Source organism: Sinomonas sp. P47F7 (assembly GCF_049332655.1).
Lineage (GTDB): Bacteria > Actinomycetota > Actinomycetes > Actinomycetales > Micrococcaceae > Sinomonas.
Genome location: NZ_CP186327.1, coordinates 2,471,352 through 2,493,951, shown reverse-complemented (window position 1 = coordinate 2,493,951; position 22,600 = coordinate 2,471,352). Strand labels below are relative to the sequence as shown.

The 22,600-nt window shown below is 68.4% G+C and carries 17 protein-coding genes and 1 pseudogene; 8 read left to right on the top strand and 10 right to left on the bottom strand.

Annotated elements, in window-relative coordinates; translation table 11 throughout:
- The first annotated feature begins 120 nt into the window (after positions 1 to 120).
- The gene (locus ACOKR1_RS11625; RefSeq protein WP_422933221.1) at positions 121 to 2,424 is read left to right on the top strand and encodes an FdhF/YdeP family oxidoreductase; all 2,304 of its coding nucleotides are present in this window, start codon (positions 121 to 123) and stop codon (positions 2,422 to 2,424) included.
- An 89-nt stretch (positions 2,425 to 2,513) separates the two neighbouring features.
- Here the strand turns inward: ACOKR1_RS11625 and ACOKR1_RS11620 are convergent, their stop codons facing one another.
- The 4 genes from ACOKR1_RS11620 to ACOKR1_RS11605 all read right to left on the bottom strand — a co-directional run bounded on the left by ACOKR1_RS11620 (position 2,514) and on the right by ACOKR1_RS11605 (position 7,096).
- Positions 2,514 to 2,774: a mycoredoxin gene (locus tag ACOKR1_RS11620; RefSeq protein ID WP_415853506.1), complete on the bottom strand. Its 261-nt coding sequence runs from the start codon at positions 2,772 to 2,774 to the stop codon at positions 2,514 to 2,516.
- A 110-nt stretch (positions 2,775 to 2,884) separates the two neighbouring features.
- Positions 2,885 to 3,874: a prolipoprotein diacylglyceryl transferase gene (gene lgt / locus ACOKR1_RS11615; RefSeq protein WP_422933220.1), complete on the bottom strand. Its 990-nt coding sequence runs from the start codon at positions 3,872 to 3,874 to the stop codon at positions 2,885 to 2,887.
- A 604-nt stretch (positions 3,875 to 4,478) separates the two neighbouring features.
- Positions 4,479 to 6,248: a peptidoglycan D,D-transpeptidase FtsI family protein gene (locus ACOKR1_RS11610; RefSeq protein ID WP_422933219.1), complete on the bottom strand. Its 1,770-nt coding sequence runs from the start codon at positions 6,246 to 6,248 to the stop codon at positions 4,479 to 4,481.
- Between the two features lie 119 nt (positions 6,249 to 6,367).
- On the bottom strand, positions 6,368 to 7,096 hold the full coding sequence (locus ACOKR1_RS11605; protein WP_422933218.1) for an SOS response-associated peptidase: 729 nt from the start codon (positions 7,094 to 7,096) through the stop codon (positions 6,368 to 6,370).
- Between the two features lie 126 nt (positions 7,097 to 7,222).
- Here ACOKR1_RS11605 and ACOKR1_RS11600 point away from each other — a divergent pair.
- From ACOKR1_RS11600 to pdxS, 5 genes and pseudogenes are all read left to right on the top strand, one after another.
- Positions 7,223 to 9,493 (top strand): annotated as a pseudogene (locus ACOKR1_RS11600) (PHP domain-containing protein); the annotation flags it as partial.
- 201 nt (positions 9,494 to 9,694) lie between these two features.
- Complete coding sequence (gene thrS, locus ACOKR1_RS11595) at positions 9,695 to 11,740, top strand: threonine--tRNA ligase (RefSeq protein ID WP_422933217.1); 2,046 nt, start codon at positions 9,695 to 9,697, stop codon at positions 11,738 to 11,740.
- 1 nt (position 11,741) lies between these two features.
- Positions 11,742 to 12,389, top strand: a complete 648-nt coding sequence (locus ACOKR1_RS11590; RefSeq protein WP_422933216.1) for an HIT family protein — start codon at positions 11,742 to 11,744, stop codon at positions 12,387 to 12,389.
- The gene (gene pgsA / locus ACOKR1_RS11585) at positions 12,379 to 12,999 is read left to right on the top strand and encodes a phosphatidylinositol phosphate synthase (RefSeq protein WP_422933215.1); all 621 of its coding nucleotides are present in this window, start codon (positions 12,379 to 12,381) and stop codon (positions 12,997 to 12,999) included. Before ACOKR1_RS11590 ends, pgsA begins: the two co-directional genes overlap by 11 nt.
- Positions 13,000 to 13,171: 172 nt before the next feature.
- The gene (gene pdxS, locus ACOKR1_RS11580; RefSeq protein ID WP_422933214.1) at positions 13,172 to 14,080 is read left to right on the top strand and encodes a pyridoxal 5'-phosphate synthase lyase subunit PdxS; all 909 of its coding nucleotides are present in this window, start codon (positions 13,172 to 13,174) and stop codon (positions 14,078 to 14,080) included.
- Between the two features lie 93 nt (positions 14,081 to 14,173).
- Here the strand turns inward: pdxS and ACOKR1_RS11575 are convergent, their stop codons facing one another.
- Positions 14,174 to 14,911, bottom strand: a complete 738-nt coding sequence (locus ACOKR1_RS11575) for an SDR family oxidoreductase (RefSeq protein WP_422933213.1) — start codon at positions 14,909 to 14,911, stop codon at positions 14,174 to 14,176.
- 81 nt (positions 14,912 to 14,992) lie between these two features.
- The gene (locus ACOKR1_RS11570) at positions 14,993 to 16,309 is read right to left on the bottom strand and encodes an MFS transporter (protein WP_422933212.1); all 1,317 of its coding nucleotides are present in this window, start codon (positions 16,307 to 16,309) and stop codon (positions 14,993 to 14,995) included.
- A 181-nt stretch (positions 16,310 to 16,490) separates the two neighbouring features.
- Here ACOKR1_RS11570 and ACOKR1_RS11565 point away from each other — a divergent pair, with 181 nt between their 5' ends.
- Together ACOKR1_RS11565 and ACOKR1_RS11560 are read left to right on the top strand one after the other, a co-directional pair.
- Complete coding sequence (locus tag ACOKR1_RS11565) at positions 16,491 to 17,360, top strand: helix-turn-helix transcriptional regulator (protein ID WP_422936621.1); 870 nt, start codon at positions 16,491 to 16,493, stop codon at positions 17,358 to 17,360.
- Entirely contained in the window at positions 17,357 to 18,232 is an 876-nt protein-coding gene (locus tag ACOKR1_RS11560; RefSeq protein ID WP_422933211.1) for an aldo/keto reductase, read from the top strand. The genes ACOKR1_RS11565 and ACOKR1_RS11560 overlap by 4 nt, the downstream gene beginning before the upstream one ends.
- Before the next feature lie 90 nt (positions 18,233 to 18,322).
- On the opposite strand, the gene ACOKR1_RS11555 is transcribed toward ACOKR1_RS11560, so the two are convergent.
- The 4 genes from ACOKR1_RS11555 to ACOKR1_RS11540 form a co-directional block, all read right to left on the bottom strand.
- Positions 18,323 to 18,763, bottom strand: a complete 441-nt coding sequence (locus ACOKR1_RS11555; protein ID WP_422933210.1) for a (R)-mandelonitrile lyase — start codon at positions 18,761 to 18,763, stop codon at positions 18,323 to 18,325.
- Positions 18,753 to 19,073, bottom strand: coding sequence for a carboxymuconolactone decarboxylase family protein (locus ACOKR1_RS11550; protein ID WP_422933209.1), 321 nt, complete (start codon positions 19,071 to 19,073; stop codon positions 18,753 to 18,755). The genes ACOKR1_RS11555 and ACOKR1_RS11550 overlap by 11 nt, the downstream gene beginning before the upstream one ends.
- Positions 19,074 to 19,208: 135 nt before the next feature.
- On the bottom strand, positions 19,209 to 20,504 hold the full coding sequence (locus tag ACOKR1_RS11545; protein ID WP_422933208.1) for a phosphoribosyltransferase family protein: 1,296 nt from the start codon (positions 20,502 to 20,504) through the stop codon (positions 19,209 to 19,211).
- Between the two features lie 79 nt (positions 20,505 to 20,583).
- Positions 20,584 to 22,596 (bottom strand): M3 family metallopeptidase, encoded by a 2,013-nt coding sequence (locus tag ACOKR1_RS11540; RefSeq protein ID WP_422933207.1) that lies wholly within the window; start codon positions 22,594 to 22,596, stop codon positions 20,584 to 20,586.
- Positions 22,597 to 22,600: the final 4 nt, after the last annotated feature.

Below are 22,600 nucleotides of genomic sequence, written 5' to 3'. Positions count from 1 at the left end.
AAGGGCTGCGTCCCCAGAAAGCCAGCTTGCCAGCGGGTCATTGCCCCGTCCCTCGGCCGGTGCTAGACCGGTGAGAGTACGGGGCCCGCCTCGGAGCCCCCGCGGGAGGTGTTGTCTGGCATGGCCAGGAAGCCGATTGAAGAGGACGTGACCGACGCTGAGCTGCACGTCGGACCACCACGTCGCAGTGCCGCCGGCTTGCCGAGCCTGACCGAGACGATCCCGCTCGCGCTGAGGCGGATGGGGCCCGGGCGAGCGGCCGCGACGCTCGCGAACCTCAACCAGAAGGACGGCTTCGACTGCATGAGCTGTGCGTGGCCGGACCCGCCGGACCGCAAGGTCGCCGAGTTCTGCGAGAACGGCGCGAAGGCTGTCACGTGGGAGGCCGAGCCCCTGCGGATCGAAGGCGATTTCTGGGCCACCCATCCCGTCACTGAACTGCGCGAGCGGACCGAGTACTGGCTCGGGCAGCAGGGGCGGCTCGTGGAACCGGTCTACAAGCCGGCGGGCAGCGATCGCTACCACCCCGTGACGTGGGACGAGGCTTTCGCGATCATCGCGCGCGAGCTCAACGCCCTCGATTCGCCGGACGAGGCCACGTTCTACACGAGCGGCCGCACGAGCAACGAGGCGGCCTTCGAGTACCAGCTCTTCGTCCGCGCGTTCGGTACCAACAATCTTCCCGACTGCTCGAACATGTGCCACGAGTCGACGGGCGCCGCGATGGGGGAGACGATCGGTGTGGGCAAGAGCGCGGTGACCTACACGGACTTCGCGAAGGCCGATCTGATTATCATCATGGGCCAGAACCCGGGCACGTGCCATCCACGCATGCTGACCGCACTCGAGGAGGCCAAGCTCGCCGGCGCGCAGATCGTCGCGGTGAACCCGCTGCCCGAGGCCGGGCTCATCAACTTCAAGAACCCCCAGCGGCCGCGCGGCCTGATCGGCCACGGCACTGACCTCGCCGACCAGTTCCTGCAGATCCGCCTTGCCGGGGATATGGCGTTGCTCCAGGCCCTCTCGAAGCGCGTACTGGCCGCGGAGGCCGCGGCTCCCGGCACCGTCTTGGATCACGCCTTCCTCGAGGAGCATTGCGAGGGGCTCGAGGCGTTGACGGAGCACCTCGCGAGGCTCGACGACGACGAAGTCCGCGCGGCCACCGGCCTCACCGACGCCGAGATCGACGAACTCGCGGCGCGCTATCTCGCCGCGGACCGCGTGATCATCACGTGGGCCATGGGTCTCACGCAGCACAAGAAGGCCGTCCCGACCATCAAGGAGATCATCAATCTCCTGCTCCTGCGGGGGAACATCGGCAGGCCGGGCGCAGGGCCTTCGCCCATCCGGGGTCATAGCAATGTCCAGGGCGACCGCACCATGGGGATCTGGGAGAAGATGCCGCCTGCGTTCCTCGACGCGATCCAGCGTGAGTTCGGCTTCGATCCGCCGCGTCAGGCCGGTCTCGACGCCGTCCAGAGCATCCAGGCGCTCCGCGACGGCAAGGTCAAGGCGTTCGTGGCCCTCGGCGGAAACCTGGTCTCCGCGATCTCGGACACTGCGGTCGCCGAGTCGGCCCTCTGCGGGGCCCGACTGAGCGTCAGCATTTCGACGAAGCTCAATCGCTCGCACGCCTTCGTCGGCGAGCAGGCGCTCATCCTCCCGACTCTGGGCCGCACGGAGATCGACCTCCAGGCGTCCGGCCCGCAGTTCGTGAGCGTCGAGGACACCGTGTGCGCGGTCCACCCGTCCGCGGGGCGCGTCGAGCCGGTGTCGCCCGACGCACTGTCCGAGGTGGCGATCGTGAGCCGTCTCGCGCGCGCTGTCCTCGGCCCCGACCACCCGGTCGACTGGGCCGGCTTCGAACGCGACTACGACACCGTGCGAGAGCACATCGCCCACGTGTGCCCGGGTTGCGAGGACTACAACTCCCGCATCCGCGAGCCGGGTGGGTTCATGCTCGCGCATCCGCCGCGGGACGAGCGCCGCTTCCCGACGGCCACCGGGAAGGCGATCCTGACGGTCAACCAGCTCGAGACCATCCGCGTCCCGGAAGGGCGCCTGCTCCTCCAGTCCGTCCGGTCGCACGATCAGTTCAACACGACGATGTATGGCCTCAACGACCGCTACCGCGGCATCCACAAGGGGCGGCACGTGCTGTTCGTGAACCCTGAGGACCTCGCCCACCTTGGGCTCGTGGACGGCGAGCACGTTGACGTCCACAGCGAAGCGAACGACGGCGTCGACCGCACCCTGCGCGGGCTGCGGATCGTCTCGTACCCCACGGCGAGAGGCTGCGTTGCGACGTACTTCCCCGAGGCCAACGTGCTCGTCCCACTCGAGTCGACGGCAGAGGTGAGCAACACGCCCGCGTCAAAGTCCGTCGTCGTACGCCTTGAGCCGGCCGCGCCCGGGTCCGTTTAAATCCCTCGCGCGGGCCCGGAAGGCGGCGTGCCGCGGTTCGACACGATGCGCGTCATCGAAGAAGAGGACAGGAGCTCAGGTGGGAGGCCTCAGACGCCGAGCTTTTCCTTCACGTCCGCTGCCGAGGGGTTGGTCGCGGCGGTGCCGTCCGGGAAGATCACGGTGGGGACGGTGCGGTTGCCGCCGTTGATCTGCTCCACGAGCTCGGCCGTGCCCGCGACCTCTTCGATGTTCACCTCTGTGTAGCCAATGCCCTTGGCGTCGAGCTGCTTCTTGAGCCGGTTGCAGTAGCCGCACCAGCTCGTGGAGAACATCGTGACGGTGCCGTCGGCAGGGGTGAACTCGTGCATGAACGTGCTCCTTCGGAGTGAATGGGTCCCGCTTTCGGCAACCGCAAGCGGCGCTTGGGTATTCCGAATCGGTGCTTGCTGCGCGTGGGCCGCGTGCGGGCCGCTAGATACTAGTCGTCGTGAGGTGACCCTGCGTTGTTCGGTGACTCGGCGTCGTTCGACGCCGCGGGGTCGCCGGGGGTCGTCGTCTCGTCGGGAGTCGCCTCGCCCTCGAGCGTGCGCTCCTCCGGGGAGCCTGCGCCGTCGTCCGTTGCCGCGGGCGCGCGGCGGGCGCGCAGCAGGACAAGCGCGAGTCCCACGGCGCCGCCCAGGAAGACGAGTGCCGAGACCCACGTGTTGACACGGAGTCCGAGGATGAGGTTCGCGTAATCCGAGCGCATGAGCTCGACCACGAAGCGGCCAGCCGTGTAGATCATGACGTACAGTGCGAACTCGGCGCCGCGGGCGAGCCGGAACCGCCGCGAGAGGACGAGGATCGCGATGCCGCCGATCGTGCTCCAGAGAGCCTCATACAAGAACGTCGGGTGGAAGTAGCCGAGGATCACGGCCGTGCCGTCCGGATTGGTGGCGGCCGCACCTGTCGAGGGGTCCATCTCGTGAATCTCGAGGCCCCACGGCAGGGTCGTGGGGTCGCCGTACAACTCGTTGTTGAACCAGTTGCCGAGGCGCCCGAGGGCCTGCGCGAAGAGCAGCCCTGGGGCGAGCGCGTCGGCGAACGCCGGAAGGGAAATCTTGGCGCGCCGGCAGCCGATCCAGGCCCCGAGGCCACCGAGTGCGATCGCCCCCCAGATGCCAAGGCCGCCATCCCAGATGGCGAACGCATTCCACGGATTCTTCCCCGGGACGAAGTACAGCTCCGGATCCGTGATGACGTGATAGATGCGGCCGCCGACAATCCCGAACGGAACGGCCCAGAGCGCGATGTCCAGCGCTTGGCCGGATTTGCCGCCGCGGCTGATCCACCTCCGCTCAGTGAGCCACCAAGCGAACACAATGCCCGCAAGGATGCACAGCGCGTAGAAGTGAATCGAGAGAGGGCCCAGCTTGATCGCGTTGACCGTTGGCGAGGGCAGGTAGGCGGCGACGGACAGCGGGCTCACCGGGCAGGCTCCGGGTGAGAGGGGAAGGCGGCTTGGTTGTTCATGTGAGCTTTCGGAGGGCCTCTCGAGGCGCGGTGGAAGGACGGGTACGCGGACGTGGCCTCGTTGAGAATACCGCGATTGCCACCGCGGTTGAGGTCGAGAGCATCGCCGACCTAGCTCACGTCTGTGTGCGTGGGCACAGGCCGGCGGGGCGACCCTTCAGGATGTGCGCCGCGAGCATCCGCCGGACAGGAATCCGCGAGCGGAGCGCCACGAGAGCACCGACCACCGCGACTGCGCGGACAGTAACGATCCCAGGCTGAGCCATGATCCCCCGGAGATCACCGAGAGGGCCGAACCGATCGATGCCGCCGACAGGGCGCTGCCGACTGAACCGACCGACAGCACCGAGCCGACGGACCCGATGGACAGGACTGACCCTACAGAGCCGATGGACAGGACAGACCCCTGCGACCAGAGGGACAGCGCGGAGTCTGACGGTCTCCGACGCCCACGGGAAACCGACATTTTGGACATGGGGCCATCCTGCCCGGTTCCCGCGCGGCTCAACAGGGATGGAGCGAAAGAGACATCCAACGGAACCACCCGGCAGTCTGCCCAGTCAGTACTTCTGGGCCAGCTTGACGGGCGCCGTGGTGGAAGGCGCGACGTTGTAGGCGTTGAGGGTCGCGGCCATGACGCTGTTGAACACGGGCGCCTGGGATATGCCGTAGATGTTGCCCTGGGGGTGCTGGACGAGGACGAGGGCCACGTACTTGGGGTCTTCCATCGGGGCCATTCCGACGAAGGAAGCCGTGTAGCCGTGCAGCCCGCTGCCGTCGGTCGCGGCAGTTTCGGCGGTTCCGGTCTTGCCGCCCACGCGGTATCCGGGGACCTTGACGTCCTGGACCTCGCCGGCCGTCACGACGCTTTCGAGGATGTCCTTGAGCTTCTGGTCCGTTTCGGGCGAGACCACCCGGGTACCGGTGTCGGCCTGGGGTGCGGACTTTCCGTCCGCGGCCGCGGCGGGTTCGACGATCTGGGGCTTGAGCCTGACGCCGCCGTTGGCAATCGACTGGTAGATCATCGCGGTCTGCAGCGGGGTCTGCGCGACCCCCTGCCCGAAAAGGACCGTGTACTGCTGCCGGCCGTCCCACTTGTCCGGAGTGGCGAGGATCCCGCCCGATTCGCCCGGGAGCTGGATCCCGGTCTGATGGCCAACGCCGAATTTGGTGAGCCAGTCGTAGCGCTCTTGGCGGGTCAGCTCGCTGCCCGCCATGACGGAGCCGGTGTTGAGGGAGTAGCCGAGCACCCCGGCGAACGTCATGTGGAGGGTGCCATGGTCGAACGAATCGTGGATGCCCTGCCCATCGATGCTGAGGACGGGAGGGACCACCAGCTGGGTCAGCGGCTGGACCTTGTTCTGCTCGAGGGCGCCCGCAGCAGTGACCGCCTTCTCGGTCGATCCCGGCTCGAGCGCGGCCGTGATGGAGCGGATTCCCCGGTCTTCGGGCTTGCTCGCTCCGGGGTTGTTCGGGTCCATCGGGGTGGTGTCCGCCATGGCCCGGATCTTGCCCGTCTTGCTCTCGACGACGATGATGCTCCCCCACTCGGCGTGCAGCTGGGCGACCGACGCGGAGATCGCGTTCTGGGCTTGGAACTGGAGGTTGCTGTCGATGGTCAGGCGGACGTTCTTCCCATCCGCCGGCTTGCTGAGGTCGATCGGGGCCTGGGGGATGAGGACCCCATCTGCGCCCATTTCGAACCGGCGGCTGCCCGGCGTTCCGGTCAGCTCGTCGTCGAGGGTCTGCTCGGCCCCGCCCGCGCCGTGCATCTGGTCGTTCACATAGCCGACGACGTTGCCTCCGACGGCGCCCAGCGGATAGACGCGCTTTTGGACGGCCTGCGACGAGATCCCGGGAAAGCCCAAGTTCATGACCCGCTCCTCCACCTCCGGCGCGATCGACCGCGCCACGTAGGCGAACCTGCCCGGCCCGGTCAGCGCCGCCTTCACCATGGAAGCCTCCATCCCGAGGATCCCGGAGAGCTCCTTGATGCCCTCCTCGGCCGTGACGTGGCGCGCGGAGTTGTCTGGCTGGTGGATGTCGAACGAATCGGCCTTCGCGCTGATGCTGGGGTCGGCGACGATCTCGTAGTTCAGGACGCTGCGAGCCAGCACGATGCCGTTGGCATCGAGGATCTCTCCGCGCGTCGCGGGCAGGACCTGAGTGGTCGTGCGCTTCGTGAGACCCTCCGCGGCGATGGCCGGCCCCTCGATGACCTGGACCCAGACGAGTCGACCAGCGATGACGAGCAGGAGGGCCGAGAAGAGGACGAGCCCCAGCCGGAGGCGCCGAGCCCCGGGCATGTTGGCTGTCTTGACGCCGGTCATCGAATTCGCCCCTAGCCTAGCCTCAGCGGTCAGCCTCCCATGCTAGTGAGCCGGCACCGTCTGCCGGGGACCGCCGCGCCCAGGTCCGCGGATTCGCCCTGCGCCTGTCCTGGCCCCTTCTAGGCGCCAGTCGCGGCGGGCTCGATGAGCTCCGGGCCGTTGTTCTGCACGCTGTTGACGAGGCTTCCCACGATGCGCGGCACAAGGTGCGGCTCAGGCATGGCGTCGATCAGGCTGCGCACGTCCGCCTCGGACTTCGTTTCCGGGTCGAGCCAGTCGGCCCAAAAATCCTGCGGGACGATGAGTGGCGTGCGGTCGTGGATGTACCCGAGCGTGTCAGAAGCCGGGCCGGTGATGATCGTGCACGTGCGCAGCCACCGCTCGGGGTGGTCCGGCGGCAGGGAGGGATCCGGCCAGTTCTCGAACAGCGCGGCGAACGCGAGCATGCCGCTCTCGGGCGCATGGAGATACGTCGGGATCTTCACGAGCTTCCCGCCGACTTCCTCCTTCTGCCATTCGTAGTAGCCGTCGGCTGGCACGAGCGCGCGGCGCTGGGACGCGGCCTTGCGGAACGAGGGCTTTTCCGTGACCGTCTCGCGGCGAGCGTTGATGAGCCGCGCTGCGCCCTTCGTGTCCTTGGCCCACGATGGCACGAGACCCCAGCGTGCCGTGACGAGCTTCCTCGAGAGCTCGCCGGTTTCCTTGTCCCGCCGGTCGAGCACGATCGGGACAGGGTCCGTCGGGGCCACGTTGTAGGAGGGCTCGAGCTCCTCGACGAAGGACTCGTCGACATCGAACTCGGCCACGAGGTCACCGACCGCACGCGCCATGACGTATCTGCCGCACATGCGTTCATTATTCCCCGTTCGTCCGCGGATGCGAGGGAGGCTACACTGAGGACGTTCGAAGATAGTTTCGAAGGCTGATAGATTCGAACACCGCCGAGTTCCTCGACGCTCCAGGAGCCAGCTCCCGTGGCTGAACCGTTCACCCATCTGCACGTTTCGAGCGCGTTCAGCGCGCGCCACGGCGTCTCGTGGCCCGACGAGCTCGCGGCCGCGGCGCACGCGGACGGCGCGAGCGCGCTCGCATGCACGGACCACGACGGGCTCTACGGGGCGATCAAGCATCTGGGGGCGTGCCGCGCCCATGGCCTCGATCCGATCGTGGGCGTGGACCTCGCGGTCCTCGCCGAACCCACGGAGACGGACGACGGCGGCGCTCACCCGGGTGCCCACAAGCCCCGGCGCGGTGCGGCAGGCGTGGCGGGCCGCGTCGTCGTCCTCGCCCACGGCAACAACCGCGGCGCGGGCTGGCGGGCGCTGTGCCGCCTCATCTCGGATGCCCACGAGCACACCACCGGACGCGCCAACGGCCCCATCCCCGTGGGTGTGCTGCGCTCCGAGCTTGCCGCTCGCTGCCTCGATCCGGAATCGGGCAAGCCCGTCCTCACGGTGCTGCTCGGACCCGATTCCGACGTGGGCCGGGCGATGTCCGGGCGCCGCTTCCTGCGCCCCCGCACTCTGTTCCGCGACTGGATCGACGCGATGCCGGTGGGAGTGCTCGCCGCCGAACTCGTGACCCATCTGACCCCGCCCGGGGAACCGCTCAGCACGGCCCACGCAGTGCGGATGCTTCGGCTCGCGAGCGAGCACCACGTCCCGGCAGTCCTGACGAACGCCGCCCGCATGGTCGAGGAGCGCGGTGCGGCGACCGCGGAAGTCCTCGCCCCGCGGTTCGGCGCGCCGGGGGAGGAACGCGCCGAACTGCCCGGCCCCCCGCTCACGGGCCACGCGTGGCTCAAACCCGCGGCGCTCATGCGGCTCGCTGCCCGGGAGATCGTCGAGGCCGCCGGGCTCGGGGCCAAGGACCTCGCGAACCTGCTCGGCAACACCGAGCGGATCGCCGACCGCTGCCGCCTCGATCCCGCCGAGGACGCCGGCTGGGGCCGGCCGGTGGCCCCCGAGGCCGCCGCGATCGGCGTCGCGGGCGAGCCCCTCCGGGAGCTCGCGGAGCGCTGCCGCGCCGGAATCACGCGCCGCTTCCCGGGAGCCGCGGGAGAGCTCGCGGGCGCGGTCGAATTGCGGCTCGAGCACGAGCTGGAGATCATCGGCGGCCGCGGCTTCGCCTCCTACTTCCTGACGGTGGCCGAGGTCGCGGACCTGATCCGAGGCCTGGGCGTCCGCTCGGCCGTGCGCGGCATGGGGGCTTCGAGCCTGGTCAATTATCTGCTCGGCGTCAGCCACGTCGATCCACTGCGCCACGACCTCGTCTTCGAGGACTATCTCCCGAGGGAACGCTCGACTTTCCCGGACATCACCCTCGACGTCGAGAGCGCCCAACTGCACCACGTGTACCGCAAGATCTTCGAGCGCTTCGGGGCCGAGCGAGTCACGCTCATGGGCATCGAGAACGCGTACGGGGCGCGGGGCGGCGCGGGCCAGTTCCACGAGGCCCTCGCCGAGAGCCGGGAGCTCCGCGAGCTCGAGGAATCCACGAGCCATCAGCTCGAGCTCCTCGGCGACCCCACGGAGCGGCTTGACCGGCTCCCGAGGACCATCTCGATGCAGCCCTGCGGCGTGATCCTGGGCGACGCGCGCCTGCTGGACCGCACGCCAGTCCGACCGAGCGGCATGGGCCTGCCCACGAGCCAGTTCGACAAGCACGATATGGAACCAATGGGCATGCTCGGGCTCGGCGTCGTCGGGGTGCGGATGCAGAGCTCGATGGCGTTCGCCGTGCGGGAGATCGAGCGGGTGGAGGGAACCACGATCGACCTCGACGCCCTGCCGTTCGACGACGAACCCGCGTCCGCGCTGCCGACGTGTCAATCGTCGTGGCTCGAGGCCCGCCATCCCGAGGCGTTCCTAGCGGGGATCTTCGAGCACGATCCTGGCACGTGCACCAAGCGGCTGCTCGTGGCCGAGGCCCGCCGGCTCGGCGTCCCGATCCTGCCGGTGGACATCAACGCAAGCCGTGACGAATATCGGATTGAGCGAATCGAGTCAGGACCCGACGCGGGAAGGCTCGGCATCCGGCCAACGCTCAAGGGCATCCACGGGCTGTCGGCGAATGAACTCAAGCGAATCGTCGCGGGGCAGCCTTACTCCTCGATCACCGAGCTCCGCGACCGCGCGCGCCTCACGCGGGCGAGTGTGCGGCGCCTCGCCGAGCTCGGGGCGTTCGGCTCGCTGCATCGCGAAGCCGCGAGCCGGGGGAGCAGCGCGGACCTCGTGGCGCAGCTCGCCGAGCTCGCGCCCCGCGCGGCGCACCGCGGCGACGCGATCGAGGGGCAGCTCCCGCTCGAGATCGGCCCTGTCGAGCCCGCGAACCTCCCGGCGGGGCTCCCCGAGCCCAGCTCGGCGGCGTGAGCCGGGGCCGAATCCGGCCCTCGGTTTCGGCTAGTCTTGTCGGTGGCTGGCTGTGGTCCCCGTATGCCACAAGCTATGAAGCCGACAGATGAAGAGGAGACACCCGTGCCCGATGCCCAGCAGATCACCTTGACCGTCGACGGCGAACAGCGAACCGTGACGCAGGGCACTACGGGGGCGGAGCTCTTCGAGGGCCGCCGCGAAATCGTCGTCGCCCGCGTCGACGGGGTTCTCAAGGACCTCGACCAGGCCATCCCGGGTGGCGCCGTCGTCGAGGGCGTGGACATCGCCTCGGAGGACGGTCTCAACGTCCTGCGCCACTCCACCGCCCACGTCATGGCCCAGGCCGTCCAGCAGCTGCGCCCCGACGCCAAGCTCGGCATCGGCCCGTACATCAAGGACGGCTTCTACTTCGACTTCGACGTCGAGGAGCCGTTCACACCCGAGGATCTCCGGACCCTCGAGAAGATGATGCTCAAGATCGTCAACCAGAATCAGATCTTCAAGCGCCGCGCGGTGAGCGAGGTCGAGGCCGGAGCCGCCATGGCGAACGAGCCGTACAAGCTGATCATCCTCGGGGCCAAGGACCACCAGTCTGAGGGCGCGGCGAAGGAGGGCGCGAACGTCGAGGTCGGTGCTGGCGAGATCACGATCTACGACAACATCGACCGCAAGAGTGGCGAGGCCGTGTGGCACGACCTGTGCCGCGGCCCGCACCTGCCGAACACGAAGCTCATTTCGAACGCGTTCGCGCTCACCCGGTCGGCCGCGGCGTACTGGCTCGGTAGCGAGAAGAACGACCAGCTCCAGCGCATCTACGGCACCGCGTGGCCCACGAAGGAAGCGCTCAAGGAGTACCAGGACCGCATCGCCGAGGCCGAGCGCCGCGACCACCGCAAGCTCGGTGCGGAACTCGACCTGTTCTCGTTCCCAGACGAGCTCGGCTCGGGCCTCCCGGTCTTCCACCCCAGGGGCGGCATCATCCGCAAGTCCATGGAGGACTACTCGCGCCAGCGCCACACTGAGGCCGGCTATGAGTTCGTGTACACGCCGCACATCACGAAGGGCCACCTGTACGAGGTCTCGGGCCACCTCGACTGGTATCGCGAGGGCATGTTCCCCGCGATGCACGTCGACGCCGAGCTCAACGAGGACGGCACCATCCGCAGGCCTGGGCAGGACTACTACCTCAAGCCCATGAACTGCCCCATGCACAACCTCATCTTCCGCTCACGGGGCCGTTCCTACCGCGAGCTTCCGCTGCGGCTGTTCGAGTTCGGCTCGGTGTACCGCTACGAGAAGTCTGGCGTTGTGCACGGTCTCACCCGCGTGCGCGGCATGACCCAGGACGACGCCCACATCTACTGCACGAAGGAGCAGATGAAGGAAGAGCTCACTACGACGCTCAACTTCGTCCTCGACCTGCTGAAGGACTACGGCCTCAACGACTTCTACCTGGAGCTGTCCACGAAGGATCCCGAGAAGTACGTCGGCTCGGACGATGCCTGGGAGGAGGCCACGAGCACCCTCGCGGAGGTTGCGGAGGCCTCCGGCCTCGAGCTCGTTCCGGATCCGGGCGGGGCCGCGTTCTACGGTCCCAAGATCTCCGTCCAGGCCCGCGACGCGATCGGTCGCACGTGGCAGATGTCAACGATCCAGCTCGACTTCAACCTGCCGGAGCGCTTCGAACTCGAGTACCAGGCCGCGGACGGAACGCGCCAGCGTCCGGTCATGATCCACCGCGCGCTCTTCGGCTCGGTCGAGCGGTTCCTCGGCGTCCTGACGGAGCACTATGCGGGCGCCTTCCCGGCGTGGCTCGCCCCCGTGCAGGTCGTCGCGATCCCGGTCGCCGAGGCGTTCAACGACTATATGGACGACGTCGTCGCTCGCCTCAAGCGCGAAGGAATCCGCGCCGAGGTGGACGCCTCGAGCGACCGCTTCCCGAAGAAGATCCGCACGGCGAGCAAGGACAAGGTCCCGTTCGTCCTCATCGCGGGCGGTGAGGACGCGGAGGCCGGCGCGGTCTCGTTCCGCTTCCGCGACGGCAGCCAGGACAACGGCGTGGCCGTCGACGAAGCCGTCAAGCGGATCGTCGAGGCCGTGCGGACGAGGGCCCTCTGACGTGACGGATTCCACGGGCGCCCCGACGCCGCAGCCGGATGCCGAGGTCACGGACAGCTTCGAGCTGCCCGCGGCCCCGGACGCGTTCGGGCGCCTGTGGACTCCGCACCGTATGGCCTACGTGAAGGGCGGCCAGGGGCAGTTCCGCAAGCAGGAGGACTGCCCGTTCTGCGCCGCCCCGCGGCGGAGCGATGAGGATTCGCTCATCGTCTACCGCGGCCGAACGTGCTACGCCGTGCTCAATCTGTTCCCGTACAACCCCGGCCACCTGCTCGTGTGTCCGTACCGCCACGTCGCGGACTACACGGACATCTCTCCCGAAGAGACGGCCGAGATGGCCGAGATCACCCAGACCGCGATGCGCGTGATCCGGAGCGTCGCGGGACCGCACGGCTTCAACGTGGGCATCAACCAGGGCGACGCCGGCGGCGCGGGCATCGCCGCGCACCTCCACCAGCACGTGGTGCCCAGGTGGGGCGGGGACGGCAACTTCCTGCCGATCATCGCCCAGACGAAGCAGATCACGCAGACGCTCGACGAGACCCGCGGACTCATCGCCGAGGCCTGGCCCCAGAACGGGGCCGCCCGGGATGTGGACGCCCACTCGGAGCTCGCGCGCGACGGCGGGAAGGCCACCAGTGCTGAATAGACACGCGCGCGAGTTCTTCACGCGCCTCTTCACGCCGCTCGCCCGCGTGCTGCTCAAGCTCGGCGTCTCTCCGGACGCCGTGACGCTTGCCGGCACGGCCGGCGTGAGCCTCGCCGCGCTCGTGCTCTTCCCGCTCGGCCAGCTGTTTTGGGGCGTCGTGGTGATCACGCTCTTCGTGTTCTCGGACGTCGTCGACGGCATCATGGCCCGGATCGCGGGCCGCACGGGCCGCTGGGGGAGCTTCCTCGACTCGACCCTCGACCGCGTTCAGGACAGCTCGATCTTCCTCGGCCTCGCGCTGTGGTACCTCGGCGGTGGGCACGATCTCGCGACGGGAAGCCTCGCCGTCGTCGCCATCCTGCTTGGCGGCCTCGTCTCCTATGCGCGCGCCAAGGCGGAATCGCTCGGCTTCACGGCGAACGTCGGGATCGCCGAGCGCGCCGAGCGGCTCGTGTCCGTCCTCGTGGTCGCAGGCTTGTGCGGACTCGGCCTTCCCACGCCGTTCCTGTTCTGGACTTTCGTTGTGCTCGCGCTCGCAAGCGCGGTGACGGTCGTCCAGCGCATCCTCGCGGTGCGCGCCCAGGCCCGCACCGAGTCCGGCCCGGCCTGAGGACCCGCTGAATCAGGCTGTGCAGTTGGCCATCCCAAGACGGGATGTTCTGGCGCGTCGCACCGCTCACGGCGGGCCCCGTGCGGCGATAGACTGGGGTTCACCCCAAGGATTTTTCAGGTCCTTCTCGCAGGGCCCCCTTCCAGTGAGAAGCCAATAGAAAGACGAGTACGTGTCTACTGAAGCAAACTCCTCGGCTCCCACCACCGGCAGCGACCGCGTCAAGCGCGGCATGGCGGAGATGCTCAAGGGCGGCGTCATCATGGATGTGGTCAACGTCGAGCAGGCGAAGATCGCCGAGGACGCCGGCGCCGTCGCCGTCATGGCCCTCGAGCGCGTGCCGGCGGACATCCGTGCCCAGGGCGGCGTCTCGCGCATGTCTGACCCGGACATGATCGAGGCGATCATCAGCGCCGTGTCGATCCCCGTCATGGCAAAGGCCCGCATCGGCCACTTCGTCGAGGCCCAGGTGCTCCAGTCCCTCGGCGTGGACTACATCGACGAGTCCGAGGTCCTGACCCCGGCCGACTACGAGAACCACATCGACAAGTGGCAGTTCACCGTGCCGTTCGTGTGCGGCGCGACCAACCTCGGCGAGGCGCTCCGCCGCATCAACGAGGGCGCGGCCATGATCCGCTCGAAGGGCGAGGCAGGCACGGGCGACGTCTCCAACGCGACGACTCACATGCGCAAGATCCGCGCCGAGATCCGCCGGCTCACCACGATGGCCGAGGACGAGCTCTACGTCGCGGCCAAGGAGCTCCAGGCCCCGTACGCACTCGTGCGCGAGATCGCCGAGACGGGCAAGCTCCCGGTCGTGCTGTTCACCGCGGGCGGCATCGCGACCCCGGCCGACGCGGCCATGATGATGCAGCTCGGCGCGGACGGCGTGTTCGTCGGCTCGGGCATCTTCAAGTCGGGCAACCCGGCCCAGCGCGCGGCCGCCGTCGTCAAGGCCACGACCTTCTTCGACGACCCGGACATGATCGCCAAGGTCTCCCGCGGCCTCGGCGAGGCCATGGTCGGCATCAACGTCGACGACATCCCTCAGCCTCACCGCCTCGCCGAGCGCGGCTGGTAATCCAGATCGGAAGCTGTCGCGACGAAGCCCCCAAAGCTGATGCCTTGGGGGCTTCGTCGATAGAGCCTGGCAATATCCGCGCGGTGCCGGTGTTCAGCCGAGCTGGTCGGCCGGGCGGAGAAGGACTTCGTTGATGGCGAGGTGACGGGGACGGGAGAGGACGAAGGCGATCACTTCGGCGATCTCTTCGGGCTTGACGGTCGCCGCGTCGTAGCCCTTCTGAACGGCTTCGCGGGTGGCGTGGTGGGTAATGTGGGTCGGCAGTTCGGTGTCGACGACGCCTGGTTCGATCAGGGTGACACGGACTTCGGGCAGTAGCTCTTGACGGAGCGATTCGGACCAGCCATTGAGGCCCCATTTGGTGGCGGCATAGACGCCGTTGGTGGCCCGGGCGGTCCGACCGGCGACTGAGGAGATGTTGATGAGATCACCGCCGTCTCCGTCCTTGAGCTGGTTGAGGAATACCTCGGTCGCTGTGATGGAGCCGAGCAGGTTGGCCTCGATCATGATGCGGTAGTCGTCATGCTGCTCGGGGGAGAACGGGCCGAGCAGCATGACGCCTGCGTTGTTGACGAGGACGTCTGCGCCGCCAAGCTCATCTTGGACGCGTTGGGCGGCAGCGAGGAGCTGGTCTCGGTCGGTGACGTCGGCCTGGATCGCGATCGACCCATTGGCCAGTTCGGCAGCAAGGGCCTCGATGCGGTCCAGGCGGCGTGCGAGCAGGGCGACCTGGTAGCCGTCGGCAGCGAGCGCACGCGCGGTGGCCGCGCCGATGCCCGAGGACGCGCCGGTGATGACCGCGGCGCGGCCAGTGTTCTGAATGTCGCTCATGGATTGAATCTCCTTGATGTTCGTGATTTCTGGACGATGGTCCGGCGTGGTGGTTCGGTCATCGCAGTGAGCCCCTCCCCCTCAGGCAGTCTTGCGGAGTCGGAGTGTGGCGCCCGCGAGAACGATGAGGACGACGCCGGTGACGAGGTAGTCGGTGCGCAGCCCGGCGTGGAATGCGGGCTGTACGGCGAGGACGGCACCGAAGATGGCGATGCCGAGGGAGCCCCCCATCTGCCGGGCGGTATTCAATACTCCGCTGGCGGTGCCTGCCCGTTCGGCGGGGATGTGGTCCAGGATGAGTGCCGTCAGCGGGGGAACAGTGAAGGACCCGCCAAGCCCGACCGGCACCATCAGGAGCGCGCTGACCACGATCGGTGCATCCACAGGCAGCAGGGACAGAGCAATGAGACCGAGCGCCATCAGCACCATTCCACCGATCGTGGTCGCGATCTTCCCCATGCGTTCCATGGCACGGGCGACGAAGGGGTTGAGCAGAGCCACCAGTCCGGTCATCGGCAGGAACAGCAGGCCGGTGAGCAGCGAACTCACGCTGCGCTGTTCCTGGAAGTAGAGACTTTGGACGAACACGACTCCGTAGAAGGCTGCCATCGTGACGAAGGCGATGCCCAGACCTGTGGACACCGTGCCGGAGCGGAACAGGTCCAGTGGCATCATCGGGTGACGTCCGCGTGCCTGAGCGATCAGGAAGACGACAGCACCGAGCATGGCCTGGACGAACGCTGCCAGCACCTGAGGTGCGGTGTAGCCGAGCGAGCCGCCCTCGATGATACCGAAGGTGAGTCCGCCGAGTGCGGCGATCGCGGCGATCTGCCCGGTCCAGTCGAACCGGATGACGCTGCACGCGGACGGGGCGACCCGGGCGAGGACGAGGAGGGCGACGGCGCCGACGGGGAGATTGACGAAGAAGATCCAGCGCCAGCCGAACTGGGTGAGCACCCCGCCGAGGACCGGCCCGGCCGCCGCGGCGACGGATCCGCCGAGCGCCCAGTAGGTGATCGCCCGGCCTCGCTGCACCGCGTCGTGGAACGCTTCGCGGATCAGTGCCAGCGAGGTGGGGGTGATCATCGCCGCCCCAATGCCCTGCACGACACGGCCGGCGGTCAGGATGCCAAGGCTTGGGGCCGCACCGCAAGCGGCCGATCCGATGACGAACACGACCATGCCGATGCCGTAAGCGCGGCGCGCACCGATCCGGTCGGAGATCGTTCCGCCGAACAGCTGCAAGGCGGAGAACATCAGGGTGTAGCCGGTGACGATCCACTGGAGGCCGGACAGCCCTCCGCCGAGTTCGCCGCGGATGTGGGGGAGTGCGACGTTCACGATCTGGGCGTCGAGGGCGACGACGAAGAATCCAAGCATCGCGACGGCCAGCGACATGCGCGGCCTGGCGGTAGCCGTCATACGGGTGGGGGAACTGGTCGCGGACATATTCCTCTTCGGTTCTGCGCGGTGGGACTTCCTCAATGCAAGCAACGCTGTAGAGAGCGAAGAAGGGACCGGTTATCGGTGCACTGACAGTTCCTCCCACACGACTGAAAGCGGCCGTAGCGTTTTACGTATGGACCAACGAAATGCGGTGGGCGAGTTCCTGCGCACGAGGCGAGACCGGATCACTCCGGAGCAGGCGGGAATCCTCGGCGGCTCCCGTCGCAGGGTTCCCGGCCTCAGGCGTGAAGAAGTGGCGATGCTTGCCGGTGTCAGCGTCGAGTACTACGCCCGGATGGAGCGCGGAGACCTGCGCGGCGTCTCCGCTGAGGTCCTCGAGAGCATTGCCAGAACTTTGCGCATGGACGAGGCGGAGACCGATCACCTTCACGCCATGGCCGAGGCTGCTGGTCCACAGCCGGCCCGACGGCGCAAGCGCCCGGTGGAGCAGCCGTTCCGTCCCAGCCTTCAACGGTTCATCGACGCGATCGCGATGCCCGTGTGGGTGCGGGACCGTCGGATGGATTTCGTGGCTGGCAACGCGCAGGGCCGGGCCCTCTACACGCCCGTGCTGGAAGATCCGGCGAGCCTGGGGAACACCGCCAGGTTCACGTTCTTCAGCCCGGCAGCGCGAGTGTTCTTCCCCGATTGGGAGCAGAACGCTTCCGACATCGTCGCCTCGCTGCGCACCTACGCCGGCCAGAACCCGAGGGACAAGCGCCTGACCGACCTGATCGGTGAACTGGTGACGCGCAGCGATGACTTCCGGCTGCGTTGGGCCGCGCACAAGGTCCGGCACCATCGGACCGGGATAAAACGCATCCACCATCCCGAGGTCGGCGACCTTGAGCTGGTGTATGAGGCGATGGACTTTCCCGCGAATCCCGAGTGGTTCATGTTCGGCTACACGGCCGAGCCCGGGACCCCGAGCGAGGAGCGGCTGAGGCTGCTGGGCAGCCTCGCCGCTGAGACTTCACAGACCAAACACGAGGAGAATGCATGAAAATCACCCTGAACAACGGCGTCCAGATGCCCGCCCTGGGCTTCGGTGTCTTCCAGACTCCGCCAGAAGAGACAGTGTCCTCCGTCGCTGAGGCGCTGCGCGTCGGCTACCGGCTGATCGACACGGCGGCGTCCTACTTCAATGAGCGCGAGGTCGGCGAGGGCATCCGCCGGTCAGGGCTCGACCGGTCCGAGGTCTTCATCGAGACCAAGCTGTGGATCAGCGATTACGGCTACGACGAGGCCCTGCACTCCTTCGACAAGTCCGCCAGGAAGCTCGGAGTCGACCAGATCGATCTGCTCCTGCTGCATCAGCCGCTGACCGCCGACTTCGAGAAGACCATCGGTGCGTACAAGGCCCTGGAGAAATTGCTCGCCGACGGGAGGGTCCGTGCGATCGGCGTCAGCAACTTCATGCCCGAGATACTCGAGCGGCTGCTCACCGAGACCACCGTGGTCCCGGCCGTGAACCAAGTCGAGGTACACCCGTACTTCTCCCAGCCGGACGTGCAGAAGGCTGACTCCCAGCACGGGATCCTCACCCAGGCCTGGTCTCCGATGGGCGGGATCACCAGCTACCGCGGAGACGCCAGCCGGTCGACCTTCAACGACCCCGTGATCGGCGAAATCGCTGATGCGCACGGCAAGACCCCGGCTCAGGTGATGCTGCGCTGGCACCTGCAGGAGAGTCGCTCGGCCATCCCGAAGTCCGTCAACCCGCAGCGCATCGCCGCGAACTTCGACGTGTTCGGCTTCGAACTCAGCACCGAGGAACTCGCACGCATTGACGCTCTCGACACCGGCGTGCGCGGCGGACCAGACCCTGCGGCAGTGACCCTTGAGGCATTCCACCGGGACATCCCCGAGGCCTGAGTCCAGGCAAACCCAGAACGAGATCAGGTCCCACACCCACGAAGGGTGCGGGACCTGATCTCGTGGACTGCGCGGACGTTGATCGGCCGTTCAGTCTCGACCCGTAGGGCTCTTCACGGCTTCCTCGTACTCATCGTCGCCGACCTGCTCATCCCACTCAACCTCGCCTCCTGCGACCGAGAGTGCGAGGTGAGACATGAACGAGTCCGGAAGCGCACCGTGCCAGTGCCACACCCCAGGCGGCGTCATCACGGTGTCGCCGGTGCGCATCACGACGGTCTGCCCGTCTTTGGACTGGACGATCCCGACCCCGCCGGACACGTGCAGGGTCTGGCCGTTCTCGTGCACGTGCCACGCCGTCCGCGCGCCGGGGGAGAACCGCACGGTCGCGAGGGTCGCAGAGCCTGGAGCTGCCTCGCCGGTGATGCCGTCGACCCAGGCGTCTCCGGTGAACCGCTCCGAGGGAGCCTTCACCGTGGCCAGCGTCGGTACGATGACCATCGGACCGGCCGCCCGCGGCTCAGCGGGCATCGAGGACCTGCTTCAACGTGGTCGCCGCGCTCATGCCCGCCGGCCATCCGGCGTAGAACGCCAGGTGGGTCGAGACCTCGGCCAGCTCCTCTTCGGTGACTCCGTTGTCCAGCGCGAGGCCGAAGTGCGAACGTAGCTGGTCGATACGCCCAAGGGCCGTCAAAGCCGCAACGGTGATCAGGCTACGGTCCCGACGCGACAACTCCCGCCGTGCCCACACGTCGCCGAACAGCACCTCATCCGTCAGCTCGGCCAACTTGGGCGCGACATCGCCCACCAACTGCTGCGCTCGGCTCTTCTGATCTGCCATGCGATACCTCCAGGAGTTCCACGGGAGCAATCCCGCTCCCGAAAATCGACGGTAGTCCCGCATTGGTGGAGCTGGGAGGACCTGTCGTTACAGGTATCAGTGGTCCGCCCCGGGTGGACCGGCGAGGAAGCCGGGTTAGGCGTGGTCGAGGTGTCGCGTGAACCATTCACTCGCGAGCGCGGCGACTTGCTCGAGAGCGCCCGGTTCTTCGAACAGATGTGTCGCCCCGGCGATCACGTCGAGCCGGTGCGGGCAGCGCAATTGGACCGCCGCGTCGCGATTGAGGCCGAGGACTTGGCGGTCGGCCCCGCCCACAATCAGGAGGGTCGGCGCGCTCAGGTCGGCGAGTCGCGCGCCGGCGAGGTCCGGCCGGCCGCCGCGGGAGACGATCGCCGCGACCCCGGCGCCGGGCTCGGCGGCGGCCCACAGCGCGGCAGCGGCGCCCGTACTCGCGCCGAAGTAGCCGACGTCGCGTCCTGCCGCCACGCCCGCGCGGAGCCATTCGGTCGCGGCGCGAAGGCGGCTCGCGAGGAGTCCGATGTCGAACACGGCGCTCCGGTCGAGCTCCTCGTTCGGGTCGAGGAGATCCAGGAGCAGTGTTCCGAGGCCGGCGCGCTCGAGGACCCGTGCGACGGCACGATTGCGGGGGCTGTGCCGGCTGCTGCCGCTTCCATGGGCGAACACCACGACGCCGCCGCGCGACGGGAGGTGGAGGCGCCCCGAGAGCTGGGCCGCGCCGGCGGATATCGTGATGTCCTCGTCGACCGGCCGGGCCTCGACATGCTCCGTCGGAGCGCGCCGCGACGCGGCGTCGAGGAGCTGCAGCACGCCGGAATCGTCGGTTGCGGAGAAGTCTCGGTAGTACCGGCCCACGGCGATGAACGATTCGGGTGCGGCGAGGCACACCACCTCGTCCGCGTCTCCGAAGGCCCGGAGCGTATCGGCGGCGGCGACCGGGACCGCCAGGATCACGCGCGCCGCCCCGACTGCCCGCGCCGCGCGGCAGGCCGCGCGCGCCGTCGAACCCGTTGCCATGCCGTCGTCGACGACAACCGCCATCCGTCCCTCGAGGGGCTCCGCGGGGCGCGCGGCGCGGAACGTCGCCGCCCGCAGCGCGAGCCTTTCGCGTTCGGTCGCCTCGACTGCCGCGAGCTCGCGCTCCGAGACGCCGGCAAGACGCACGACGCGCGGATCGATGACCCGAGCGTCATGCTCGGCGAGAGCGCCCATGGCGAGCTCGGGCTGGAACGGCACGCCCAGCTTGCGCACCACGATGACGTCAAGCGGGGCTTCGAGCGCCATGGCAACCTCGAACGCGACCGGAACGCCGCCACGGGGGAGCCCGAGCACCACGAGATCCTCGCCGCGGTGCCCGAGAAGTGCCCGCGCGAGTTCCCGGCCGGCCTCTGCCCGGTCCTTGAAGACGTGCATCGACGGTCCCCTCGGCTCTCCTCCCAGCTTCGCGCACCACGAAGCCCCACGTCAGAGGAGAAGGACCCGGTGCGGAGGATCAGCCGAGGCCGCGGCGCGCGAGGAGCGGGGCGACGGCGGCGTCCCTGCCCCGGAAGGCACGGAACGAATCCAGCGGATCGCGCGAGAACCCCCGCGAGAGGAGCTCGCCGCGGAACGTGTCGCCGTTGGCGCGCGTGAGGCCGCCGTTCTCCTTGAACCATTCGACGGTGTCCGCGTCGAGAACCTCGCTCCAGATGTAGGACCAGTAGCCCGCGGCGTACCACCCGCCCGCGAAGATGTGCTGAAAGTACCCTGTGCGGTACCGCGGCGGGACAAGCGGAACCGAGATGCCCGCCTCGGCGAGCGCCTTTGCCTCGAACTCGAGAACATCGCCGGGGTCCTCGCCCGCCGCGAGCCGGTGCCATGCGAGGTCGAGGAGTGCGGCGCCGAGGTATTCGGTGGTCGCGAAGCCCTCGCCCCACAGCCTCGCGGCGTCGAGTGCGTCGATCTGGGCCTGGGGGAGCGGCTCCCCGGTCTCGTGGTGCCGGGCATAGTTCGCCACGACCTCGGGCCACAGGAGCCACATCTCGTTGACCTGGGACGGGTACTCGACGAAGTCGCGCGGCACGTTCGTGCCCGAGAACTTCGGGAACGTGACGTGGGAGAGCAGGCCGTGCAGCGCGTGGCCGAATTCGTGGAACGCCGTGCGGGCCTCGTCGAGGGTCAGGAGCGCGGGTTCGCCGGGCGCCGGCTTCGGGACGTTGAGGTTGTTGATGACCACGGGCAGGTCGCCCGTGAGGGCCGACTGCTCGACGAGGGCGTTCATCCACGCGCCGCCGCGCTTCGTGGTTCGCGTGAAGTAGTCGCCGAGGAAGAGCCCGAGGCCAGCGCCGTCGGCGTCGAAGACCTCCCACACGCGCACATCCTCGTGGTAGCCCTGGAGGTCCGGGCGCTCCTCGAACCGGAGGCCATAGAGCTGGCCCGCCGCGAAGAAGATCCCGTCGCGCAGCACGGTCTCGAGTTCGAAGTACGGACGGAGCGCCTTCTCGTCCACGGCGTACTTGTCGCGCCGCACGGCCGCCGAGTAGAAGGACCAGTCCCACGGCTCGAGCGCGTGGCCCGCCGCCTCGGCGAGCTGCTGTGCCTCGGAGGCGGCGTTCCGCACCGCCGCGGGCGCGAGCTGCGCGAGCATCGCGTGGACAGCCTCGAAAGACGGCGCGGTCTGATCGTCGACGGCGAGGTCGGCAAAGCTCGCGTAGCCGAGGAGCGCGGCCTTCTCGGCGCGGAGGCGGACCATGTCCTGGACCAGAACGAGCACGTCCGTCTCGCCGCCCGCGCTCCCGCGTGCCACCGACGCCTCGAACACGCGCCGCCGCAGCTCGCGGTTTTCGAGGACGGAGAGGAGTGGCTGTCCGGTCGGCTGGATGAGCGTGATGAGCCAGCCGGATTCGTGCCCCGCGGTCCGGGCGGCCTGCGCGGCGCTCGCGCGGTCGTCATCGCTGAGCCCGGCGAGCTGGGCCTCGTCGGTCACGAGGACTGCCGCATCGTTGATGGCCTGCGCAACGCGCTGGCCGTACTCGGTGCCGAGGCGCGAGAGTTCGGCGTTGAGCTCGCGCAGGCGCGCCTGGCCTGCGTCGTCGAGGTTCGCTCCCGCGCGTCGGAAGTCGTTGAGCCATTCGTCGACGAGGCGCGCGGACTCGGAATCGAGGCCGGAGACGTCGATCGCGGCGAAGCGGTCGCGGAGCCGCCGGTCGAGCAGAATGGCGTCCTGATGGGCGCTGAGCTTGGGCATGAGCTGCGTTTCGAGCTCGCGGATCGGCTCGGTCCCGTGGGAGGACACCATCGTCATGAAGGCGGCGACCGCTCGCGTGAGGAGCCGCCCGCTGCGCTCCATCGCCGCAGCCGTGTTCTCGAACGTCGGCGGTTCGGTCGAGCCCGCGATGGCCTCGAGCTCCGCGAGCTGTTCGGCGATGCCGGCGTCCACGGCCTCGGCATAGTGCTCGTCACGGATCGCGGCAAACGGGGGAAGCCCGTACGGAAGGGAGCTCGGAGTCAGGAGGGGGTTGGCCATGAAA